The 22,603-nt window shown below is 30.6% G+C and carries 20 protein-coding genes and 3 rRNA genes; 4 read left to right on the top strand and 19 right to left on the bottom strand.

Annotation, left to right across the window (positions count from 1 at the left end; translation table 4 throughout):
* Positions 1-104 precede the first annotated feature (104 nt).
* A complete protein-coding gene (locus AACL04_RS00400; RefSeq protein ID WP_339029627.1) occupies positions 105-452 on the top strand; it encodes a hypothetical protein in 348 nt (115 codons plus the stop codon).
* Complete coding sequence (locus AACL04_RS00395; protein ID WP_339029629.1) at positions 383-1,354, top strand: IS3 family transposase; 972 nt, start codon at positions 383-385, stop codon at positions 1,352-1,354. The genes AACL04_RS00400 and AACL04_RS00395 overlap by 70 nt, the downstream gene beginning before the upstream one ends.
* 45 nt (positions 1,355-1,399) lie before the next feature.
* On the opposite strand, the gene AACL04_RS00390 is transcribed toward AACL04_RS00395, so the two are convergent.
* The 16 genes from AACL04_RS00390 to AACL04_RS00315 form a co-directional block, all read right to left on the bottom strand.
* Positions 1,400-1,726, bottom strand: a complete 327-nt coding sequence (locus tag AACL04_RS00390; protein WP_339030382.1) for a hypothetical protein — start codon at positions 1,724-1,726, stop codon at positions 1,400-1,402.
* A 99-nt stretch (positions 1,727-1,825) separates the two neighbouring features.
* Entirely contained in the window at positions 1,826-2,002 is a 177-nt protein-coding gene (gene rpmF, locus AACL04_RS00385) for a 50S ribosomal protein L32 (protein ID WP_053946439.1), read from the bottom strand.
* An 18-nt stretch (positions 2,003-2,020) separates the two neighbouring features.
* Positions 2,021-2,521, bottom strand: a complete 501-nt coding sequence (locus AACL04_RS00380) for a YceD family protein (RefSeq protein ID WP_339030379.1) — start codon at positions 2,519-2,521, stop codon at positions 2,021-2,023.
* Entirely contained in the window at positions 2,521-4,929 is a 2,409-nt protein-coding gene (pheT, locus tag AACL04_RS00375) for a phenylalanine--tRNA ligase subunit beta (protein ID WP_339030377.1), read from the bottom strand. The genes AACL04_RS00380 and pheT overlap by 1 nt, the downstream gene beginning before the upstream one ends.
* 14 nt (positions 4,930-4,943) lie before the next feature.
* Positions 4,944-5,990: a phenylalanine--tRNA ligase subunit alpha gene (gene pheS / locus AACL04_RS00370; RefSeq protein ID WP_339030375.1), complete on the bottom strand. Its 1,047-nt coding sequence runs from the start codon at positions 5,988-5,990 to the stop codon at positions 4,944-4,946.
* 124 nt (positions 5,991-6,114) lie between these two features.
* On the bottom strand, positions 6,115-6,624 hold the full coding sequence (locus AACL04_RS00365; RefSeq protein ID WP_339030373.1) for a hypothetical protein: 510 nt from the start codon (positions 6,622-6,624) through the stop codon (positions 6,115-6,117).
* Positions 6,625-6,688: 64 nt separating this feature from the next.
* Positions 6,689-6,794: ribosomal RNA gene (rrf, locus tag AACL04_RS00360) — 5S ribosomal RNA — on the bottom strand.
* 115 nt (positions 6,795-6,909) lie between these two features.
* Positions 6,910-9,821: ribosomal RNA gene (locus AACL04_RS00355) — 23S ribosomal RNA — on the bottom strand.
* Positions 9,822-10,121: 300 nt separating this feature from the next.
* Positions 10,122-11,642: ribosomal RNA gene (locus tag AACL04_RS00350) — 16S ribosomal RNA — on the bottom strand.
* The 16S, 23S and 5S rRNA genes sit together here, the layout of an rRNA operon.
* A gap of 361 nt (positions 11,643-12,003) precedes the next feature.
* A complete protein-coding gene (locus AACL04_RS00345) occupies positions 12,004-13,308 on the bottom strand; it encodes a hypothetical protein (RefSeq protein ID WP_339030371.1) in 1,305 nt (434 codons plus the stop codon).
* 249 nt (positions 13,309-13,557) lie between these two features.
* The gene (locus tag AACL04_RS00340; protein ID WP_339030369.1) at positions 13,558-14,973 is read right to left on the bottom strand and encodes an NADP-dependent glyceraldehyde-3-phosphate dehydrogenase; all 1,416 of its coding nucleotides are present in this window, start codon (positions 14,971-14,973) and stop codon (positions 13,558-13,560) included.
* Positions 14,974-14,991: 18 nt separating this feature from the next.
* A complete protein-coding gene (locus AACL04_RS00335) occupies positions 14,992-15,726 on the bottom strand; it encodes an RNA methyltransferase (protein WP_339030367.1) in 735 nt (244 codons plus the stop codon).
* A 3-nt stretch (positions 15,727-15,729) separates the two neighbouring features.
* Positions 15,730-16,854 carry a hypothetical protein gene (locus tag AACL04_RS00330; protein WP_339030365.1) on the bottom strand — a complete coding sequence of 375 codons (1,125 nt, stop codon included), beginning with the start codon at positions 16,852-16,854 and terminating at the stop codon, positions 15,730-15,732.
* A gap of 29 nt (positions 16,855-16,883) precedes the next feature.
* A complete protein-coding gene (locus AACL04_RS00325; protein ID WP_339030364.1) occupies positions 16,884-17,387 on the bottom strand; it encodes a dUTP diphosphatase in 504 nt (167 codons plus the stop codon).
* A 70-nt stretch (positions 17,388-17,457) separates the two neighbouring features.
* Positions 17,458-18,738: a glucose-6-phosphate isomerase gene (locus tag AACL04_RS00320; RefSeq protein ID WP_339030362.1), complete on the bottom strand. Its 1,281-nt coding sequence runs from the start codon at positions 18,736-18,738 to the stop codon at positions 17,458-17,460.
* A gap of 22 nt (positions 18,739-18,760) precedes the next feature.
* Positions 18,761-19,087 carry a S1 RNA-binding domain-containing protein gene (locus tag AACL04_RS00315; RefSeq protein ID WP_339030360.1) on the bottom strand — a complete coding sequence of 109 codons (327 nt, stop codon included), beginning with the start codon at positions 19,085-19,087 and terminating at the stop codon, positions 18,761-18,763.
* 88 nt (positions 19,088-19,175) lie between these two features.
* On the opposite strand from AACL04_RS00315, the gene AACL04_RS00310 reads away from it, so the two are divergent.
* Positions 19,176-19,415, top strand: coding sequence for a NifU family protein (locus tag AACL04_RS00310; RefSeq protein ID WP_053946452.1), 240 nt, complete (start codon positions 19,176-19,178; stop codon positions 19,413-19,415).
* A gap of 23 nt (positions 19,416-19,438) precedes the next feature.
* On the top strand, positions 19,439-19,894 hold the full coding sequence (locus AACL04_RS00305) for a hypothetical protein (protein WP_339030357.1): 456 nt from the start codon (positions 19,439-19,441) through the stop codon (positions 19,892-19,894).
* Between the two features lie 61 nt (positions 19,895-19,955).
* Here AACL04_RS00305 and AACL04_RS00300 read toward each other — a convergent pair whose 3' ends face one another.
* From AACL04_RS00300 to sufU, 3 genes are read right to left on the bottom strand one after another with little or no spacing between them, the layout of a single operon-like run.
* Positions 19,956-20,714, bottom strand: a complete 759-nt coding sequence (locus AACL04_RS00300; RefSeq protein ID WP_339030356.1) for a hypothetical protein — start codon at positions 20,712-20,714, stop codon at positions 19,956-19,958.
* A gap of 25 nt (positions 20,715-20,739) precedes the next feature.
* On the bottom strand, positions 20,740-22,152 hold the full coding sequence (sufB, locus tag AACL04_RS00295; RefSeq protein WP_339030355.1) for a Fe-S cluster assembly protein SufB: 1,413 nt from the start codon (positions 22,150-22,152) through the stop codon (positions 20,740-20,742).
* 3 nt (positions 22,153-22,155) lie between these two features.
* On the bottom strand, positions 22,156-22,590 hold the full coding sequence (gene sufU, locus AACL04_RS00290) for a Fe-S cluster assembly sulfur transfer protein SufU (protein ID WP_339030354.1): 435 nt from the start codon (positions 22,588-22,590) through the stop codon (positions 22,156-22,158).
* Positions 22,591-22,603: the final 13 nt, after the last annotated feature.

The following is a 22,603-nucleotide window of genomic DNA, read 5'->3' as shown; positions in this document are numbered from 1 at the left end:
TTTGATAATAAAAAAATGCTTATAAAAGCACATTTTGAATATAATTCTCTAAGTATACATAATGTTAAAAAAAACATAGAATGTATACAAGGAGAATTTTTTATATGTCAAATGTTACAGGTAATAAATCAAATATTTTAAGTATCAAACAAAAGCAAGAGTTAGTAAATAGACACTATAATGAAAATAGAACTTTTAGAGAGCTTTCAATTGAATATGGTGTATCTTATTCAACAGCAAGAAACCTTTGCATAAATTATAAAATATATGGAGCTGAATGTTTAATTTCAAAAACAGGAAAGCACAACAAGCATTCTAGTGTTAGACCAAATTCTTTAGACCCAAAAGATAAGGAACTAGCAATTCTTAAAAAGAAAATTAAATGATTAGAAATGGAAAATGAAGTTATAAAAAAGTTCAATGAAATGATGGAAAATCAAAAGAAAAAATAAATTATATTTATAAAATCATAGAAGAATTTAAATACAAATATCGTATTTCGGATTTATGTAAGCTTTTAAAAATTACTAGATCAAGTTACTATAGGTGAGTTAGCAATGGTAAAAAGGATTATATTATAAAAATAGACATTAATATTGCAAAAGAAATAAAGTTTCACTTTTTTAAATATAAAGGTATTTATGGTAGTCCAAGAATAACAATATGTTTAAAAAATAAGGGAATAAAGATTAGTCAAAATAAAGTAGCAAGAATAATGAGAATATATAAGATGTATTCAGTAATTAGAGTTAAAAAGATGATTAGAAAACCTAAGGAAAAGAAAAGTATTACTCATGGACCCAATATTGTTAATAGAAAATGAGAAATTTATGAGAAGAATGAATGCTGAGTGACTGACATTACTTATTTACCATTAAATAATAAATTTGCTTATCTTAGTATTTTAAAGGATGTTAAGACAGGATTTATAGTTGGTTATAAATTGTCTAAAATAAATGATATAAAAATTTATAGAGATACTCTTATTAATTCAACAAAATATAGAAATGACATAAGTAAATCGCTTATAATTCACTCTGATAATGGTTCTCAATATACATCATTTTTTGCAAAAAACTATTCAAAAAAGAATAATATAATTATTTCTTTATCAAGACCTGGAAATTCAATAGATAATGCAATGTGTGAAACATTTTTTTCTTCATTAAAAGAGGAATGAAAAAAAGAGTTAAAAGTAAACTCTTTTGAAAAATTGGAAAGCTCTATTAGTAAATATATTCACTTCTATAATTATGAAAGAATACGAGTTAAAACTTCTAACCCTCCATCTTATGAATACTTTAATAATTGAAACAAAATAAAAGTAATTGCATTAAATGCAATTACTTTATAAAAAAACATTTTGTATACTTGACAAAGTATATTCATAAAAGCACATTTAATGAGTTATTTTTCTTTCCAAAGACTTAATAATTCGATCAAGTTTTTGTTTTAAGTTTATTTCGTTTGTTAAAACTTCATTTAAAGACGGACTATTGCTTAGTTTTAAAGGTTTTATAAAGTATTTATTTAAGTATATTCTATAATACATATAAAAGCTTCTTAATAAATTCACTGAAGTTAAAGGGTCTGATTTTTCTACAATTTCATAAAAAGTCTTTTCATCAACTTCATTGATAAAAAAGTGATAACCATTTTCATTTAAGGAATTTAAAGCCGATAAAGGTATTATATTCTTAGAAATTTCATTAATATTATTTAACATAAAAGTTCCTCCATACATACATTAATCGATACCTTTTTTATTTTTTTTACAGAAATACAAAAAAATACAAAAAAAAGTGCTTATAAAGCACCCTATTTATTAATCAACTTTTTTAACTTCTTTATTTTTGTAAAAACCACATTCACGACAAACTCTATGTGGTTTAATCATACTTCCACAGTTTGGACATGAAATAATTGCTGAGCTAACTAAAGCCAAGTGACTTCTTCTTTTGTTTTTAGCAGCTTTACTGGTCTTTCTAAATGGTACAGCCATGTTGACACCTCCGTTGTTTTATTTTTCAAAGTTAAATTCTTTTAGTTTATCTCATCTTGAATCTACTTGATTTTCTTGTTCTTGTTGGTATTCATCTTCAGACATAAGTATGTAATCTTTACCGACAAATGAAATTTTATCATAATTATTACTTAAATTCATAGGAATATTTAAAACAATTTGCTCTATTGCATATTCTAATATATTAAATTTATCACCAAAAACAATATTATGTTGATCATCATTGATATCTTCAAAGTAATACTCTTCACTTCAATCGTAAATTTGATCCTCCAAATTAATTATTGTTCCATCCCTTGCATCAATTGCTGTCAATGACGCTGTGATTTTGGCATAAACTATTACAGATTTCATTGCATCTTGATAGTTTAAAATCCCCTTAATATGAACTTTATCAATTGATTTTATTAAGTCGTGACTTAATTTTAATTCTTTGCTAATTTCAAAATCATTATCTAAATTTACAATTCCCTTTAGTTCAATATCCTTTTTAAGCATTATCTTACCTCTATTTTAAGTTTTGAAAGATTATTTAGCACCTTATTCCATTCATTTTGAACTTCTTGATCTGTTAATTGATTTGAGGCACTATTAAATTCAAACGAAATTGAAACCGATTTAGAGTTATTTTCTTTCATTTTATTATCTTGATAGATATCAATCAGTTCAATTTTTACTAAATAATTAACTTTTTTAATAATTTTATTAATAACTTCTGAGTATTTATCTGATGCCTTTAATATAATTGAAACATCTCTTGTAGTTTTTTGAAATTTTGATATTTCTTGAGCTCTAATTATAGAGTTTTTAGTATTTTGTATTTCACTAATATTCAATTCTAAAATAAAAGTTGCATCCAGTTTTTGAGATTGTTCAAATCTAGGGTTTAGTTTATAAATAAAACCTAGTATTTTGCCTTTTAAACTAATTTTGGCATTAATGTAAGGATGAATCTCATTAATAATATCTTCATTTAAGTCAAATGATACATCATTTAAATCAATATTATAAGCTTCTATAATTGAGTCACAAATCCCTTTAATATATGCATAACTTGCTTTTATTGAAATGTCATAACCTTTTTGATTTAAAATGTCTCCACTAATAAGAACAGATAAGTGCCTTTGTCTTAAATTGTTCATATTGTAAATATCACCAAATTCATATAATTTGACATTTTTATTACCTTTTGAATAGTTAAATGCTGCAGTTTCTATAATTGATCTTGATAAACTTAATCTAAATGTCTCTCTAAGTTTACTTAAAGGGCTCATTAGATTTATTGGATTTTCAATATTAAATAAATTTCATTTTTGTACTTCTTCATTAGATAATAATGAATAAGTCTTAATATTTGTAAACCCTAAACCCAATAAATAGTTTTCGCTTTGCTTTTGTAAACGTAGATCTAATTTTTTAGATTTATTATCTGAAAGAATTTTAGGAGCAATTGAAGTTACATTATTATAACCATAAATTCTTGTAATTTCTTCAACAATATCTGCTTTATGAACAATATCTGTTCTAAACTGATCAATTATAAATAATATTTCATCTTTATTATCAATTACTTCAAAATCTAAAACTCTAAATAAGGCTTTAATTTCTTTTACAGATAATTTAATACCCATTAACTTATGAATATATTCTAATTTAACACTAACCTGAGTTTGTTTTTCATTTGATTCTTTTATAATTTCAAATTGGCTATTTGATTCATAAATATTATATTGATCTAATCAATACATTACCCTATTTTGAGCCAATGTATATAACTTAGAACTTACAGGTTTCATATATCTTTGCAAATCAACAGTTGAAGTATTAAATTCCTTTTGTTGCTTTCTCATAAAAATTGGGTCTAAAGATAAATAGACTACTAAAATTTCTTTTGAATCAACATTTGGTAAAAAATCTAAATTAGTTTCTACTCCAAGAGTTGAAATAAATTTGTTATCACATGATAACTGTAAATTAACTTCGTGCTCGCTATTCTTATTATTTTTAATTTCTAATTGTGAATTCAATTTTTTTGGATCCAAAAACATCACTGGTTGACCTGTTTCAATAGCAATGGCATTTGCTAAATCTAATCAAAAATTATGAGTAGTTTTTGAATCATTAAATTTAAGTCACAAGTCTTGATTAGAATAAATTTTATATTCTTTATCTCCAATACTAATAACATCTTTTACTTTTACTGTTTGTACTACAGCACTTCTCACAAATTTATCTACTTCTTTATGAATTTTTATTGATACAGGTGCTTTTAAACTATTTATTTTTAACTTATACTCCTTTGATATATCTTCTAATTTCTTATCAAAATAATTAGCTATTTCCTTAGCTAATTGCATTGCACCAAGGGCATCACTTCGATTAAGAGTTAAATCAACTTCTCATACAGCATCTAAAAAACCTATTTCATCTAATGCATTTTCACTACCTATCATTGAATAAGTGTCTTCTCTTGTAACAATTGGATAAATTCAATCTTTTTCCTTATCTGAAAGACTCTTAGGGTTTAAACCTATCTCCGGTAATGCGCACAGCATTCCTTCAGACATTTTACCCTTAATTTCTTTATTTGTTAATGTAATTCCATTTGCAAGTTTTTTACCAGCTTCAGCTAAAATAACATATTGGCCTTCTTTAACATTACTTGCCCCACAAACAATTGGAGAGACTAAATCCTCGCCCTTATCTACAAAACAAAAATTTAAATGGGTTCCATCAATAGGCGCTACATTTCCTAAATGTGCTATTTTTAGTTTGTCATTTAAAGTTGAATAATCTTTAAATGAATCTACTTCAAATCCAAGTGAGTTTAATGCAACTGTTATTTGTTCATTTTTAACACCTTTTAAATCAATTAACTTTTCTAATCATTTTCTTGTTAAATACATATTAATCTCACTTTCTAATCTCCAAAAAATTTAAATTGATCTAAAAATCTAATATCATTTTCATATAAATCTCTTATGTTTTTTAAACCATATTTTAACATTGCTAATCTTTCAATCCCTACTCCAAAAGCTAACCCAGTAACTTTTTCTGGATCTAATCCATTTGATTCTAATACTTCTGGTGCTAACATCCCTGAGCCCAAAATTTCAATAAAGCCAGTATATTTACAAATTGCACAACCTTTACCACTGCAATTAATACATCTAACATCTACTTCAGCAGAAGGCTCGGTAAAAGGAAAAAAACTTGGTCGCATTCTAATTATGGTATCTTCAGAAAATAAACGTTTACACATATATTCTAGAACTCATTTTAAATTTGCAAAACTAATTTTTTCTCCAATTGCAAATACGTCCATTTGCATAAACTGATGTGAATGTGTAGCATCATCATCGTCACGACGATAAACATTACCATAACTTACAGCTGCCATATTAATATTTCCTATTTTAGATGCTTGTGTAAGCATTCTAGCTGTCATGTTAGTTGCATGTGTTCTTAAAACAGTATGTTTATCTATATAAAATGTATCTTGCATATCTCTTGCTGGATGACCAATAGGCATATTTAGTTTTTGAAAACAATATTCATCTGTTTCAAACTCAGTTCCATCAATCATTTCATAACCTAGCTCAGTAAAAATTGAAGATACCTCATCTATAACTAAATTAAGTGGATGTTTCGTTCCAATTTTTAAATTAACTCCAGATAAGGATAAATCTATTTTTTCATTCTGTAATGTTTTTTTTAATATTTCATTTTCAAATTTTTCACTTAGATTATTTAATTTATCAAAAATTAAAATCTTAATTTCGTTAGCTTTCATTCCTGCTTCTTTTTTTTCCTCAGGTGAAGCTGATTTCAACTTCTTAAGAATATCTGTTAATGGAGATTCTTTACCTGCAAATTCCTTCTTCAAAATTTCCAATTCTTCTTTTGTTTTAATTTTATTAAATTGCTTATTAAAACTATTTAATATTTCATCTATTTTTTTTAACATAAATACACCTTTTCTAAATTTAAAGCAATTTAATTATACTAAATTAATTAATTAAATTATTATTTGATGAAATTTTGTTTAAGATATTCCTATTTTTAATAATTATTTGCAAAAAATAATATAATTAAAAAGAAAAATTATCCTTATTTACTCTATTTTTGAATGATATAGTAAAAATTTCAAAATGATTATCAGTATTTTCCATAAACTCCAAAATTTTTAATTTAAAGTAATCATCTGTATCATAGACTTTTTGATTATATTCAATAGAACAATGAATTTTTTCATAAAAGAGATATTTAATTAAACCATCATTAATAATATTTTTAATTTCCATATAAATCATATGGATAAGATTGTCCAATATTGTTATTTGATTTAAGTTTATTTTAAAATCTTCAATTTCTTCAACCATTTTTGCAAGAAATTCTCTAATACTCATTATTTTTTGTTTGATATCTTCTTCTTGTTGAAAGTTATAAGTAACTTTCAACTGATGTTGCATCATTGTTAGGAAATTATTAATATTTAAAATCTGAAAAAAGTCCTCAAATTCTCACTTAAAATTAATTTCTTCTAAAGTTGTTTGCATAATTTTCTTTTTAAATCTTTTAGAAATTTGTTCAACTATCATAACTACCTCTTTTAACTATATTTTACAAAAAAAACCCACTCTTTTGAGTGGGTTTTAAACTTTAAACTGGCAGCGTCCTATTTTTGCATTATACTATCGTCGGCGTTGCTGATCTTAACTTCTGTGTTCGACATGGGAACAGGTGTGACCTCAGCGCTATGACCACCAGATCTTAAGTTTTATTGTGTCTGAGAGACAAAGTTTTTTTTCAAAAACTAAATCGTACTCTCAAAACTGAATACTAGATGATTTTATATATCTATACAAGCAATTTTGTTAGGTTTTTCTTTGAAAGTCCTCGATCTATTAGTATTGGTAAGCTAAACACGTCACCGTGCTTACACACCCAACCTATCAACCATGTGGTCTACATGGGATCTTACTTCCGAAGAATGGGAAAACTCATCTTGAAGGAGGCTTCTCGCTTAGATGCCTTCAGCGATTATCCTTTCCGCACATAGCTACCCTGCTGTGCCACTGGCGTGACAACAGGAGCACCAGGGGTGCGTCCATTCCGGTCCTCTCGTACTAGGAACAGCTCTTCTCAATTTTCCTACGCCCACAACAGATAGGGACCAAACTGTCTCACGACGTTCTGAACCCAGCTCGCGTACCGCTTTAATGGGCGAACAGCCCAACCCTTGGAACCGACTACAGCTCCAGGATGCGATGAGCCGACATCGAGGTGCCAAACCTCCCCGTCGATGTGAACTCTTGGGGGAGATCAGCCTGTTATCCCCGGGGTAACTTTTATCCGTTGAGCGACGGCCCTTCCACACGGGACCGCCGGATCACTAAGTCCTGCTTTCGCATCTGTTCGACTTGTAAGTCTCGCAGTTAAGCACCCTTATACCTTTGCGCTCTTCGTACGATTTCCAACCGTACTGAGGGTACCTTTGAGCGCCTCCGTTACATTTTAGGAGGCGACCGCCCCAGTCAAACTACCCACCAAACACTGTCCCTGGCCCGGATAACGGGTCTAGGTTAGAACCTCAATGTAACAAGGGTGGTATTCCAAGGATGACTCCACGATCACTAGCGTGACCGCTTCAAAGTCTCCCACCTATCCTCTACATGTTACACCAAAATTCAATATTAAGTTATAGTAAAGCTCCACGGGGTCTTTCCGTCTAGTTGCGGGTAACCAGCATCTTCACTGGTACTAAAATTTCACCGAGTCTATAGCCGAGACAGCGAAGGGATCATTACGCCTTTCGTGCGGGTCAGAACTTACCTGACAAGGAATTTCGCTACCTTAGGACCGTTATAGTTACGGCCGCCGTTCACCGGGGCTTCAATTCAATGCTTCACCGAAGCTAACATCTCCTCTTAACCTTCCGGCACTGGGCAGGCGTCACCCCCTATACTTCGTCTTACGACTTTGCAGAGAGCTGTGTTTTTGCTAAACAGTTGCCCCTTCCTCTTCACTGCGGCTCACGTAAAGTGAGCACCCCTTCTCGCTAACTTACGGGGTGATTTTGCAGAGTTCCTTAGCTATAGTTATCTCGCTTGCCTTAGGATTCTCTCCTTGACCACGTGTGTTCGTTCTAGGTACAGGCACCTAATAAATTAACGCTAGAAGCTTTTCTTGGAAGCGTGGAGTCATGGACTTCGCTACTTGCCGAAGCGTTCACTCCCCATAACACTTCAAGGTTATAGTACGCGGATTTGCCAACGTACACCTCTTTGTGCTTAGACCGGCATAACCAACAGCCGGCATCCACTATCCTTCTCCGTCACTCCATCACTTTATTAGGTGGTACAGGAATATCAACCTGTTGTCCATCGACTACGCCTTTCGGCCTCGCCTTAGGTCCTGACTAACCCTGGGTGGACGAACCTTGCCCAGGAAACCTTGGTCAAACGGCATGGGAGATTCTCACTCCCAAACGTTACTCATGCCGGCATAATCACTTCTAATCGCTCCACCCGTCCTCACGGTCGAACTTCATAGCAATTAGAACGCTCCCCTACCACTTGCATTGCTGCAAATCCAAAACTTCGGTACTACGCTTAAGCCCCGGTACATTTTCGGCGCAGAAGCACTCGACTAGTGAGCTGTTACGCACTCTTTAAATGATGGCTGCTTCTAAGCCAACATCCTAGCTGTCTGTGCACTTCCACATCCTTACACACTTAGCGTAAATTTAGGGACCTTAGTTGTTGATCTGGGCTGTTTCCCTCACGAGCATGGACCTTATCACCCATGTTCTGACTGCCGAGTATGAAATTATGGCATTCGAAGTTTAATTGTGATCAGTACCCCTAGGTGGGGCCATCACACATTCAGAGCTCTACCTCCATAATCCTTTACCTCGACGCTAGCCTTAAAGCTATATCGGGGAGAACTAGCTATCTCCAGGTTCGATTGGAATTTCACCCCTAGCCACAAGTCATCCACGGTCTTTTCAACGAACGTTGGTTCGGTCCTCCATTAGGTTTTACCCTAACTTCAACCTGCTCATGGCTAGATCACCTGGTTTCGTGTCTACGACATCGTACTAAACGCCCTATTAAGGCTCGCTTTCACTACGGCTCCGTGTATTCCACTTAACCTTGCACGATATCGTAACTCGCCGGCTCTTTCTACAAAAAGCACGCCATCACCCATTAACGGGCTCTGACTTCTTGTAAGCATATGGTTTCAGGTACTATTTCACTCCCCTCACGGGGTACTTTTCACCTTTCCCTCACGGTACTGGTTCACTATCGGTAAAATGGTAGTATTTAGGCTTACCCAGTGGTCTGGGTAGATTCCGACAGGGTTTCTCGTGCCCCGCCGTACTCAGGATACTCTCTCGAGGTTAGTGCATTTCGCATACGGGACTATCACCCTCTGCGGTGCTGCTTCCCAACAGCTTCTGCTATACACTAACTTTGTAACTCTAACAAGAGTCCTACAACCCCGGCCCGTAGACCGGTTTGGCCTGTTCCGCTTTCGCTCGCCGCTACTGACAGAATCACATTCGTTTTCTTTTCCTCTTGGTACTAAGATGTTTCAGTTCCCAAGGTTCCCTTCACATAACCTATGTATTCAGTTATGGATAACACGAGATTAATCGTGCTGGGTTTCCCCATTCGGACATCGTCGGATCAAAGCTTACTTCCAGCTCCCCGGCGCTTTTCGCAGGTAGTCACGTCCTTCATCGGCTCCATTTTCCAAGGCATTCACCATACGCCCTTACTATACTTTCTAAAGAAAAACCTATTGCATATATAGATAATCTATAAAATTAATGAAATTTTAGTTTTCTTAGTATTAATCTAAATTAAGTTACTAAATACGTTTTATATTGTATATAAACGTAAGAAAAATAAAATGTCTATTTTCATCTAATATTCAGTTTTCAAAGAACGATTTTCTTTTCAGAAATTGCTTCCGGGCCTAAATGACCCTAAAAAACAATCTCTGAAAACTAGATAGAACGAGATATAATCAAAAGCTGTTTTATCGTTTCACTCAGCTTATTTTTTCTTAATCTACGAATACTCCATAGAAAGGAGGTGATCCATCCGCACGTTCCCGTACGGATACCTTGTTACGACTTCACCCTAATCGCTAATCCTACCTTGGTACGCTCCCTCCTTACGGTTAGGATACGTGCTTCTGGTATTACCAACTCTCATGGTGTGACGGGCGGTGTGTACAAGACCCGAGAACGTATTCACCGCGACATTGCTGATTCGCGATTACTAGTGATTCCGGCTTCATGAAGTCGAGTTGCAGACTTCAATCCGAACTGAGACTGACTTTTTGAGATTAGCTCCCCCTCGCAGGATTGCGACTCTTTGTATCAGCCATTGTAGCACGTGTGTAGCCCAGGACATAAGGGGCATGATGATTTGACGTCATCCCCACCTTCCTCTAGCTTACACTAGCAGTCTCATTAGAGTCCTCAACTTAATGTTAGTAACTAATAATAGGGGTTGCGCTCGTTGCGGGACTTAACCCAACACCTCACGGCACGAGCTGACGACAACCATGCACCACCTGTCTCAATGTTAGCCTCCACTACATCTCTGTAGCTTTGCACTGGATGTCAAGCCCTGGTAAGGTTCTTCGCGTTGCTTCGAATTAAACCACATGCTCCACCACTTGTGCGGGTCCCCGTCAATTCCTTTGAGTTTCACTCTTGCGAGCATACTACTCAGGCGGAGTACTTAATGCGTTAGCTGCAGCACCGACTTAAAGCCGACACTTAGTACTCAACGTTTACGGCGTGGACTACTAGGGTATCTAATCCTATTTGCTCCCCACGCTTTCGTGCCTCAGAGTCAATCACAGGCCAGTAGACCGCCTTCGCCACTGGTGTTCCTTCATATATCTACGCATTCCACCGCTACACATGAAATTCCATCTACCTCTCCTGCATTCTAGTTAGCCAGTTTTCAAGGCGAACCGGAGTTGAGCTCCGGGCTTTAACCTCAAACTTAACTAACCTCCTACGCACCCTATACGCCCAATAAATCCGGATAACGCTTGCCACCTATGTATTACCGCGGCTGCTGGCACATAGTTAGCCGTGGCTTTCTGGTAAGGTACCGTCAAACTAAAAGCATTTCCTCTTCTAGCTGTTCTTCCCTTACAACAGAGCTTTACAATCCGAAGACCGTCATCACTCACGCGGCATTGCTTCATCAGACTTTCGTCCATTGTGAAAAATTCCCTACTGCTGCCTCCCGTAGGAGTCTGGGCCGTATCTCAGTCCCAATGTGGCCGATCAACCTCTCAGTTCGGCTACGTATCATCGCCTAGGTGGGCCTTTACCCCACCTACTAGCTAATACGCCGCATCCTCATCTTCTAGCGACCCAGACGGGCCTTTTAACATCTTCTCATGCGATAATGATGTCGTATGCGGTATTAGCAGTCGTTTCCAACTGTTATCCCCCACTAAAAGGTAGATTAGATACGTGTTACTCACCCGTTCGCCACTGGGTGCAAGCACCCCGTTCGACTTGCATGTATTAGGCATGCCGCCAGCGTTCATCCTGAGCCAGGATCAAACTCTCATTAAATTTAATTAATGTGAAAATTTTGATTCATGACTATATCTTTATTCTCAAATAATTGAACTTGTATAAATTGTACAAATTAATTGGTTGTTGTTGTTCTATCTAGTTTTCAAAGATCGTTTCACGTCAGTTTTTAAAAACCAACGACATATAAGAATATATATGATTTGAAACCAATAAGCAATACTTTTTAAAAATTATTTCAAAATTAATTATTTTTATTTCAATAAAATATTTTTATGAATAAAATCTCAGAATTTCTCAATAAACCCTTTAAAATAGGCACTCTCATTGACAAGAAAGATAATAACATATTAAATTTTAAAAAGCATAAAAAAAATAAAAAAGTTTTAACTTTTTTATTTTACTCATCTCAATCAATTGTGGGTCTTAAATCAACACTATTTTGTTCATTAACTGGGTCTAAAATCTTATCAAGATCTACTTCCATACTCTTTGATTTGCTTTTTTTTGGAACACTTGTTGTATTTCACTTAGTGCTTAAAGGAGCTGTTTTAGATACCTTTTGAGGTAATCTACGTTCTTGATTTTTCATAGCCTCTCATATTTTATCTGAGTCTCCTAAGAATACTTTCCCTTGGTAATTTTCATCCAATTTTGGTTTTCTTCTAACATTTCTATCAACATATAATGGTTTTGCCACATTTCCAATAGGATTATTAAATTCTTTTTCTCTTTTTGCAGATCTTCTAGGAACAATTGTTTGTTTATAAGGGTCCTTAGGTTCACCAATTGGTGGTAAATCCTCAACCTTAGGTAGATTATTAACTGGTGCTATTTTTTGATTTGGTCGCTTTAATAGCTTATTAAATGAGTCATTTGGGTCTTGAATTTGTTCTACAAATTGCTCATTTTCAACTAATTTAGGTTGACTATTTTCAAATGGAATTTCTTCTCTTTCCATTGGATAAATATTGTCAACTGATTCTTCCTTTTGAACATTTATTTGTTCTTCTCTTTTAATAGGTTGATTATTTACTTCTTCTAAAGGAGTTTCAGTTAAAGTATGTCTAAAATTATTATTGCTAATATCTTCTTTCAAACGTGCCAATTTATCTGACATATTATAAGTTTTTTCATTTGGTGTAGAAGTAAATTCAGAATTAAATTCTTTAATTGCTGATGGACTTTCTTTTGAAATTATAGTTTCTGCTCTATTTGCAGGTGAAGAAACCTGAGAATAACTTGAATTTACTGTTTGGTTTGGTTTTGCTTTATTAACTATTTGTAATTTGAACATAAACATAGTTATTATAGAGCTCAGTGCACAAAATGCAGCTATTGTAAGCAAGATTGCATTTGAAACAACACTTGTAATTTGTACGTCACTATTTATTATAGTAATTGGTGTAGCTATTTTTGACATTAAAACTGATAAATAAGCAACATTAACTACACTTAAAATAACTGCTGAAATTGCATATATAATTGGTGTTATTTTATTTGGCTTTGTAATAAAGTTAACTATTCCAATTGCAAGGAATGCTCCTATTGATAATAATCCCAAAATTTGTATTGTATTAAAAATTGCAAATTCTGCTTCAAATGCAAACGTTACAAAATTTGTTCATTGCATTAAAAAAATGCCCAAAAAACTTGTTAGTAAAGCTGTTAACCAAATAAACAAGCTTAAAAATATACTTTTCATAATAGATACCCCTATCTTATATAGCCCTAAAATATACCTTTATTTTAGCACCATTAAATTGTAAAGACAAGTATTAAAAAAATAAAAATATTAAAAGTTATTTTGTAAATATTTTCTAAAAAACTAAATATCAGTTATTAAAATATTTCACAATAATTCCATCAGCAATTTTTGAGGTCTTTTTTTATTTCTACTCATAACATTAGAAATAAAAAAAGAACAGCAAATGTTCTTTTCTTTAATTAAATATTAATAGTTAATAACTAATCCCATATATCTTGTCATACTCAACAATGATTCTCTAATTCCTTGAACCCCTTCACCAGAGTCTTTAATTCCTAAAAAAGGAAAACTATCTGGTCCTCTTTGAGGTCTTGAATTAATGTTAACTGTTCCTGTTTTTATTTTTTTTGCAGTACTAATAGCTTTTGAAATATCTTGACAAAAGATACTTGCTTGTAAACCAAATTGTGAATTATTTGAAACTTCAATCATTTCTTCAATTGAATCTATTCTTATAATTGGTAGAATTGGTCCAAAAGGTTCTTCTCAAGCAACTTTCATATCCAATGAAACTTTATCTATTAATGTCGGTCACATAAGATTTTTATTTCTTTTATCTCCTGTAATTATTTTTGCCCCTTTTTGTTTTGCATCATCAATTAGTGTTTGAATAAAATCTGCTGATTTTTCATCAATTACAGGTGTAATAAATGCATTGTCTTTTGGCATACCAACACTTAGTGATTCTAATTTAGTTTTTAATAGCGGAACTAACTTATCTGCAATTTTATTACTTACTAAAACTCTTTTTACTGCAGTACATCTTTGACCAGAGTAACCAAAAGCTCCATTAATTATTTCTTCACAATATTTATCAAGTTGTAAATCATCTAAAACTAAGGCTGGATCTTTGCCACCTAATTCTAAAACTAAATCAGTTGTACTACCATTTTTTCTAATTTGATTTCCTACGCCAACACTTCCAGTAAAAGAAATCATATCAATTTCAGGATTTGAAGTTATGATATCTCCAATTTCTCTCCCTCGCCCTGTAACAATATTAAAGATACCTTTTGGTAGATTAGCTTCAATGACTAATTTAGATAAGAATGTTCCTACTAAACTTCCTGCTGTTGCTGGTTTAAAAACAACAGTATTTCCCATTACTAAAGCTGGAATTATTTTAGCAAGTGCTAAATTGAAAGGATAATTAAAAGGTGAAATAGCTAAAACTACTCCCTTCGCAACCCTTGAAAATATTCCAAGTTTATTTTGAGCACCCATACCTTCACCTGTAAAAGCTGAAGGCTCTATTCTTTTTGCCTCTTCAAAAGTATAATCAATAATTTCAATTGTTCTAACAACTTCTGCTAATGATTCTTTTAAGTTTTTTGCAATTTCTTCAGATATTATTTTAGAAATTTCTTGCTTGTTTTGGTCAATTAGGTCTCTAAATTTCTTTAAAACACTTATTCTTTCTAATAATTTCGTCTCTTCTCAATTTTTTTGTGATTTTCTTGCAGCTGAAAATGCTTCATTTATATCTTCAGCATTCAACGCACTTACTTTACCTGCGACTTTTAAAGTTGCAGGATTCATTACTTCTAGTCATTGTCCATTATCAATTAACTTATTATTAATTAATGCATTATATTGTCTCATTTAAATATCTTTCCTTTTCTAAAGTGAATAAATAATATTCATTAATATTGAACCTGCAACACCTACATTTAAACTTTCAAGTTCTTTATTAGTTTTAATTATTATATTCTTATCAATCTTTTGGGAAATCTCTTTTGAGATTCCCTGGCCTTCATTGCCAAGAATTAAAGCTACTCTTTTATTCTTCATATTTTCTAGTAAGTCACTTTTTTGCTTTAATAAAGTTCCTAAAACTATTATATTCTTTTGCTTTAAATTATCTATATAATTATTTAAATCTTCATTTAAAAGATTTAAATCAAAGTGATTTGATTGAGTTGCTCTTAAGACTTTAGGGTGATAAAAACTAACACAATCATTTGAACAGATAATGTTTTTAAAGTCAAAAGCAAAAGCACTTCTAATTAGAGTTCCTAAATTTCCTGGATCTTGTATACCATCAATAATAAGATAATTACCATCAAGCTCTTGTTTTTTTTCAATACGACAAATTGCATAAATTCCTTGACTAGTTTTTAGATCACTTAATTTTTTTGAAACATTATCTGAAATTTCTACAATGTTTTTAAAATTTTTATATTTATCAAATAGTTTGCTTTCAACTAAGATTAATTCAACTACCTCTTTTTGAATAGCCAAATCAACCATTTTGATTCCTTCAATGATGTATTTTTTTTGTTCTTTTTGAACTTTAGTTTCTTTATAAGATAAGACTTCTTCAATTAAAGAATTATTTACAGATGTTATCTTCATTTTTTATTCACTAAAAGCAAAACCAATTTGATATAATTTATTTTCTGGTTTTACATAGTCCTTTCCTTTATAACTTGGATTATCAACTGGATAACCATAAACTAATGAGGCTCTACGTGGTGGTTGTAATAATTTGGCTTGAATTGTTGCAATTGGAGCAATTGCTTCGCCCTTTCTTCTTTTATCTTTATTCTCTTCCATTAAATCTTCAATATCTTTAACTTTTTCTTGTTTTACTAAAATTCAAATTTTATTTTCTTTATATCACTTAACGATTTTTTTATATTCATCATAAGTAAATTTTTTTGGTTCACTACCAGAATAAAAACGATTAGTGTCTTTATTTCAATCAATTACATGATCTCTTCACATTATTCAACCAGTTTTTCCCTTTGTCATCATAGTATCGGTTTGCTTCAAGGTTTCATTGAAGTCATGAAACCCATAACCAGTAAAAGCATTTCCAGTTCAAACATTCATATAATTATTTGATTTTGGATCTCATATTTCTTCAAAATTTGTTGCAGCTACTCAATAACGTTTATCAGAAGAATTTCGATAAATTTCAAACCCATATTTACTGTTTTTTAAAACAACTTCTTTTGAAGTAACTTTAATAACTTTAGCTTTAAATTTATTTAATATTAACTGTATTTCATTTTCAGTTAATTTCAATCTAACTTCACCACGAGACATTTTTATTCTTGCTTTTGTTTCATTTAATTGGTTATAAGATGTCATTCTTTTATGTGCAAAAGAATTAAGAATATTTAAATCTGATTTGGGGTCAGGAAAGACAAAATCATGAGTAACTAATTCTTCATCTAATTCAGTTGTTTTAGTAATTTCATTTTGTCTTTTTAGTTTTGAAATAATGTTTGAAGCACTTTTCTTATTATCTTCTAACCCTTCAATGATAGCTTCACTTTCCACTTTTACTTTTTTTGGTCTTTCTGATTCAAAAATAAGTTCTTGTGTTCGATCTTTACTAACTATATCTTTCTCTTCAATATTAATAGTTTCATAATTATCATTAACTGATTCAGTTTTTGTTAAAGAAGGCATTTTTGGGTCATGTGGGTCTAAAGGCTGGTAATTATATATATTTTTAAGATCTTTATTTGACATTATTAATCCCTCTTCTTTTTTCTTTAAAACTAATAACCAGTATCTTGTCTATTAAAATTTATTTGATTTTTTTTGTTATAAATATTAATAATTTCATCAGTTGTAATCTGTAAAATGTACATAACTGATAAGAACTCATCTAATAGTTCACTATAAGATTCACTATTAAATTTTTCTTCAAATATTAAAGCTTTTCTATAAACATTAATACTTCATAAATCAACATCACTAGCCTTTATAATTTTATTATTAAATTTTAAAAAGTCAAAATTTATATCAATTCCTAAACTTATAATAAAATGTACACAATCAATTAATTCTTCTAATATTATTGTTCTTTCGCTTGCTGGCTTGTTTGATCAATATTTAAAGGCTCTATATTCATTAATAAATTCTGACACCTCAACAAGAAATGCAATTATTTTCTTTTTAATTATTTTCTCATTTACAACTATTTTTTTTGTATCGATTATATATTTATCCAAGATTATTTGTTTCTCTTTTAAATAAATTAAATTTTCTTTTGTTAGCATTTTTTTCACTCCTATATAAAGTAATTTTAGTTTAAAAAAATGATAGTAGCCCTATCATTTTTTTATTTTTTTAAAATCCTGGTTTTTTTAGCAATTTAAACATATTTGCTTTATAGACTTCAACTCCTGGTTGATTAAAAGGATTAATACCTAATAAATATCCGCTCATTGCACATGCTTTCATAAATCAATAAGCTGCATAGCCAAACATTTCGGCATCCATCTTATCAAATTCTAATACAATATTTGGAACTTCTCCAGTATTTGCATGGGCATCAATAACACCTTCAAGTGCTATCTTATTAATTTCATGAAATGATTTAGTTGTTAAATAGTTTAAACCATCTAAATCGTCACTATTTTTTGGAACTTTTAAATCAAAATTAGGTTTCTTAACATCTATTATTGTTTCAAATAATATGTTTTTTGTACCCTCTTGAATAAATTGTCCTAATGAATGTAAATCAGTTGAAAAAATACAACTTGTAGGAAATAAACCTTTGCCATCTTTACCTTCTGATTCTCCAAATAATTGTTTTCATCATTCTGTAAATGTTTGCATTTGAAGTTCATAACCTACTAAAGTTTCGGCTTTATAACCTTTTTCAATATGCAAAATATATCTTGCTATTGCATACTTATAAGCATCATTATTAATGTTTTTTGTATCTTCCATAGCTTTTTTAGCTCCCTTAAAGATTTCATCAACATTAACTCCCGCTACTAATAAAGGAAAAATTCCTACTGGTGTAAATACTGAAAACCTTCCACCGATATCATCTGGAATTGTAAACTTTTCATAGCCTTCAGCTGTTGCAAGTTCTTTTAAAGCTCCCTTGGCTTTATCAGTTACTGCAACAATTCTTTCTTTTGCAATTTGCTTTCCTTTTAGATCAACTAAAAGTTTTTCAAATACTCTAAATGCTATTCCAGGTTCTGTTGTAGTTCCTGATTTTGATATATTTACAATACCAAATTCTTTATCTTTAATATAGTCAACTACCTGTTGAGTATATGTAGATGATATAGTATTTCCTATATAGATTAATTCTACTTTATCTTTTGTGTATAAACCTCTGATCATTTCATCGGCTGCACGCGCTCCTAAATAACTTCCCCCAATTCCTACAACTAGAAGAATGTCAATTTTATTTCTAAGCTCTTGTGCTACTTTTTTCATTTTTTTTAATTCATCTTTATCAAACTCCACTGGTCAGTTATTTCACCCTAAAAAATCACTACCTATACCAGTTTTATTTTCAATCATATCATGTACTTCTTTAATTTTTGCTTCCCTAAATTTATTAATTTCACTTTTAATTTTTGAGTCTTTAAAACTTACTTTTATCATATTGCTAATACTCTCCTTATGACTACTTTGATTCTACGCTATTTTTTAAATTATCAAAACCACTTTTTGTTTCTGGTATTTTGGTTTCTGATGACTTTAATAAATGCGGTCTATTTGCTTTGTAACTCAATTTAACTTGTTTTTTGTCTTCTAAATACTCAATAACTTCAACTTCATATGATTCATTTATCATTAAGAATTCGTCAATATTTTTAACAAAAAAATCCGATATTTCAGAAATATGAATTAGTCCTTTAACTAATTCATTGTCATCGTTAATTTCACAAAAAGCACCGTAGTTAACAATTGCTGTAATCTTTGCTTCTACTTTTTGTCCTTTATTCAACATACTCTTGCTCTCCTTACAAAATAATTATAAACTTAAATTGTAATAGAAATAATTATTTAAAAAAAAATTTTTAAAAGTAGGTGATTTTTTGGAAAAAAATAATTTAGAAGAGAAAGTAAAGGCTACACTTGAGCAATTAAGAATGTATATTACACAAGATGGTGGAGATATGGAATTTGTTGCTATAAAAGATAGACTTGTTTATATCCGCCTTAAGGGTAATTGTGTTGGATGTGGACTTACTGAATTAACTTTTAAAGAAGGTGTTGAGGGAGTTTTAATTGAAGAATTTCCCTATGATATTGATGGTGTAGAACTTGTAATGTAAATTGAAACTAGGAGACTAATTTAATGATTTTTTTAACATATGAAACAGAAATAATAAATACTATTTTAACTGCAATTTCAACAATAACTGTATTTACAGCTTCTCTATTGATACCTTTTTTAGTAAAGAAATATAATGATAAGAAGCAAAAATTTGATGCAGCTGAGAGAGCATTATTAGATGCCTTTAATAAATACTTCTCAGATGAATATTCAAAAAATGATTTTGAATGATATCTAGCAGAAATAAGGGCTGTTTTAAAGCGTTATGAAGTAAATTCAATTTTATGTACAAATTGTAAGAAAAAATGTAACTCAAAAAAATATATGGAATGATTTGAAACAGTAGACAAAACAATTCCTGAAATAAATAATTTTTCTTTTAAAACTGGAAAAATGAGTTTCAAAATTGAATTAACTGCCCTATTTTGCTATAAATGTACTAATAAAAAAGTAACAAAAAAAGCACTAAATACATAAGATTATTTGAATAAGTGATATATTTAAAGTCAAAAAAAACGTTGGTTAAACCAACATTTTTTTAACTAATCTTTTTCTTTGCTTCATTTGCCAGCAAATTCTTTTGGATTGCTGAATAATTAAGATTTGACATCTTATTAAAAAAGACTGAGATAAAAACAGTTCCAAAAATACCACATAATGTACCAGTTATAAATATAGGATAACCCACAATTGTTGGATCAATTTGCGGATATGGAATTAATGGCAATGTTTCAGTTGTTTCAATCTCTAATTTTAATAGCATAATCATTCTTAAAATAATATAAAAGGAATAAATAGTTATAAAAATTAAATTAAATCAACAATATTTTTTAATAAATATTTTATCTTCCACTTTTTCATTTTGATAAATAAAATAAAAAGTTAATACCATAATTGGAGTCATAAAGTGCTCAATTATTGATTTAGTTTTTCCATATCAAGTATCAAAACCAATTATGTCTCCTTTTTGAGCTATAAATGTAACATTAAATAATATAAAAATTAAGACATTTAATGTTGTAATTGAAGTATGAATATTTTTGCCAACCATTCATCTTGCCATGCTTTTATTATGTAAATGAATTCAATTTATCAAACCAAAAATTGAAGTTATAACTGCAACTCAAACTGAAAAATAAATTGTTTGTTCTATAATAGCAACATTAAAATCACTTTTCTTTGGATCATATAGTGTTCCACAAATAAGATCCAATAAAAGTGCTAATGCTAAAGCTAATGTACACCATACATAAAAAAAATAGTTAAACCATTTTTTAATCTTATCTTTTTTAAGCATAGAGTTATCTCCTCACTAAGTGTTTTTAACCTACAGAACCTTCCATATCCATTTTTATAAGTTGATTTAGTTCAACTGCATATTCTAGAGGTAATTCTTTTGTAAAAGGTTCTAAAAACCCCATAACAATTATTTCTAAAGCTTGTTGCTCATCAAGTCCTCTACTCATTAAATAGAATAATTGCTCTTCACTAACTTTTGAAACAGTTGCTTCATGTTCAATTTGAGATTGATTATTATGAACTTTATTTTGAGGAATTGTATCTGAGTGTGATTGATTATCTAAAATTAATGTATCACATTCAACTCTTGCCTTTGAATTTATAGCTTCTGGACCAATATATGCAAGTCCTCTATAATTTGCAGTTCCTCCCTGGAAAGTAATTGATTTTGATATTATTTTTGATTTAGTTTCTTTACCTAAATGAATCATTTTACTTCCTGCATCTTGATATACTCCTTTTTTAGCAACAGCAATCGAAATAGTATCTCCTTGTGCTCTGTCACCTTTTAAAATACATGATGGATATTTCATATTAACTTTTGAACCAATATTTCCATCAATTCATTCCATTCTTCCGTCTTCTTCAACAATGCTTCTTTTGGTAACCAAATTTAAAACATTGTCACTTCAGTTTTGTACTGTTGTATATCTTACACTTGATCTTTTTCCAACAAATATTTCAACAATAGCAGCATGTAAATTATTTTCTGAATAAACTGGCGCAGTACATCCTTCAATGTAATGTAACTCTGCATCATCTTCTACAATAATCAAAGTTCTTTCAAATTGTCCTGAAGATTGATAATTAATTCTGAAATAAGCTTGTAAAGGTTTTTCTAATTTAACTCCTTTTGGGATATAAATAAAAGTCCCCCCTGATCAAACAGCTGCATTTAAAGAAGCATATTTATTATCATCATTTTTAACTAATTTACCAAAATACTTTTTAAAGATTTCAGGATATTTTCTTAAAGCTGTATCACAGTCAGTAAAAAGAATTCCTTGCTTTACCAATTCTTCATTCATTTTTTCATAAACTGGACGTGCATCTCATTGTGCATTAATTCCTGCTAAAAAGTTTTTCTCTGCTTCTGGAATTCCAAGACGATCAAAAGTTCTTTTGATGTTATCTGGAATATCATCTCAAGACCTTGCCGTTTTTCCTGCTCCTTCAGTATAATAATAATAATCATTAAAATCAATTCAATTTAAATCTGGACCAAAAGTTGGTTGAGTTTTTTTCTCAAAAACCTTTAAGCTTTCTAATCTATAATCAAGCATTCATTGTGGTTCATTTTTATGTTTTGATATTTCTCTTACAACATTTTCATTTAAACCTTTTTGAACTTTATATGTTGAAACTTCACCTTCATTAAACCCATACTTATAATCAGATATTTGTTTAATTTCTTCTTCTTGTTTTAATTTTTTCATATCCTACACCTCCTTATTTACAATTCACTTTAAACCATCAGCTCCTAAAAGAGCACAATTAATTCTATTTCCTTGCTTATTAATTTCTCAAAAAGCAATTAATTCATCTAATATTTCTTCATCATAATCATTGCCAGCTATCATATTAAAGTAATTAAAAAGCTGTTTTTGAGCTTCTTGACGAGTCAAATTTATTAATTTTGAACATAATATGTCAGTTGAAGCAGTTGATATTGCACAAGCATTACCATCAAATCTTGCATCTACAATTTTTTCACCTTCTATTAGTAATTGAACATTAATTTCATCTGCACAAGTTGGTGAATCTTGAAATTTAATAATTGATTTTTCATTTTCAATAAGACCTTTAAAATCTGGTTGCGTATAGTGCTCCATAATTATTTGCCTTAATTGAATCTTATCATTTTTATCAAACATTACATAATCACTC

The sequence above is a fragment of the Spiroplasma endosymbiont of Cantharis nigra genome, from assembly GCF_964019925.1.
Lineage (GTDB): Bacteria > Bacillota_I > Bacilli_A > Mycoplasmatales > Mycoplasmataceae > Spiroplasma_A.
Note: the sequence above shows the minus strand (reverse complement) of the source record. Positions and strands in the feature narration are given on the sequence as shown.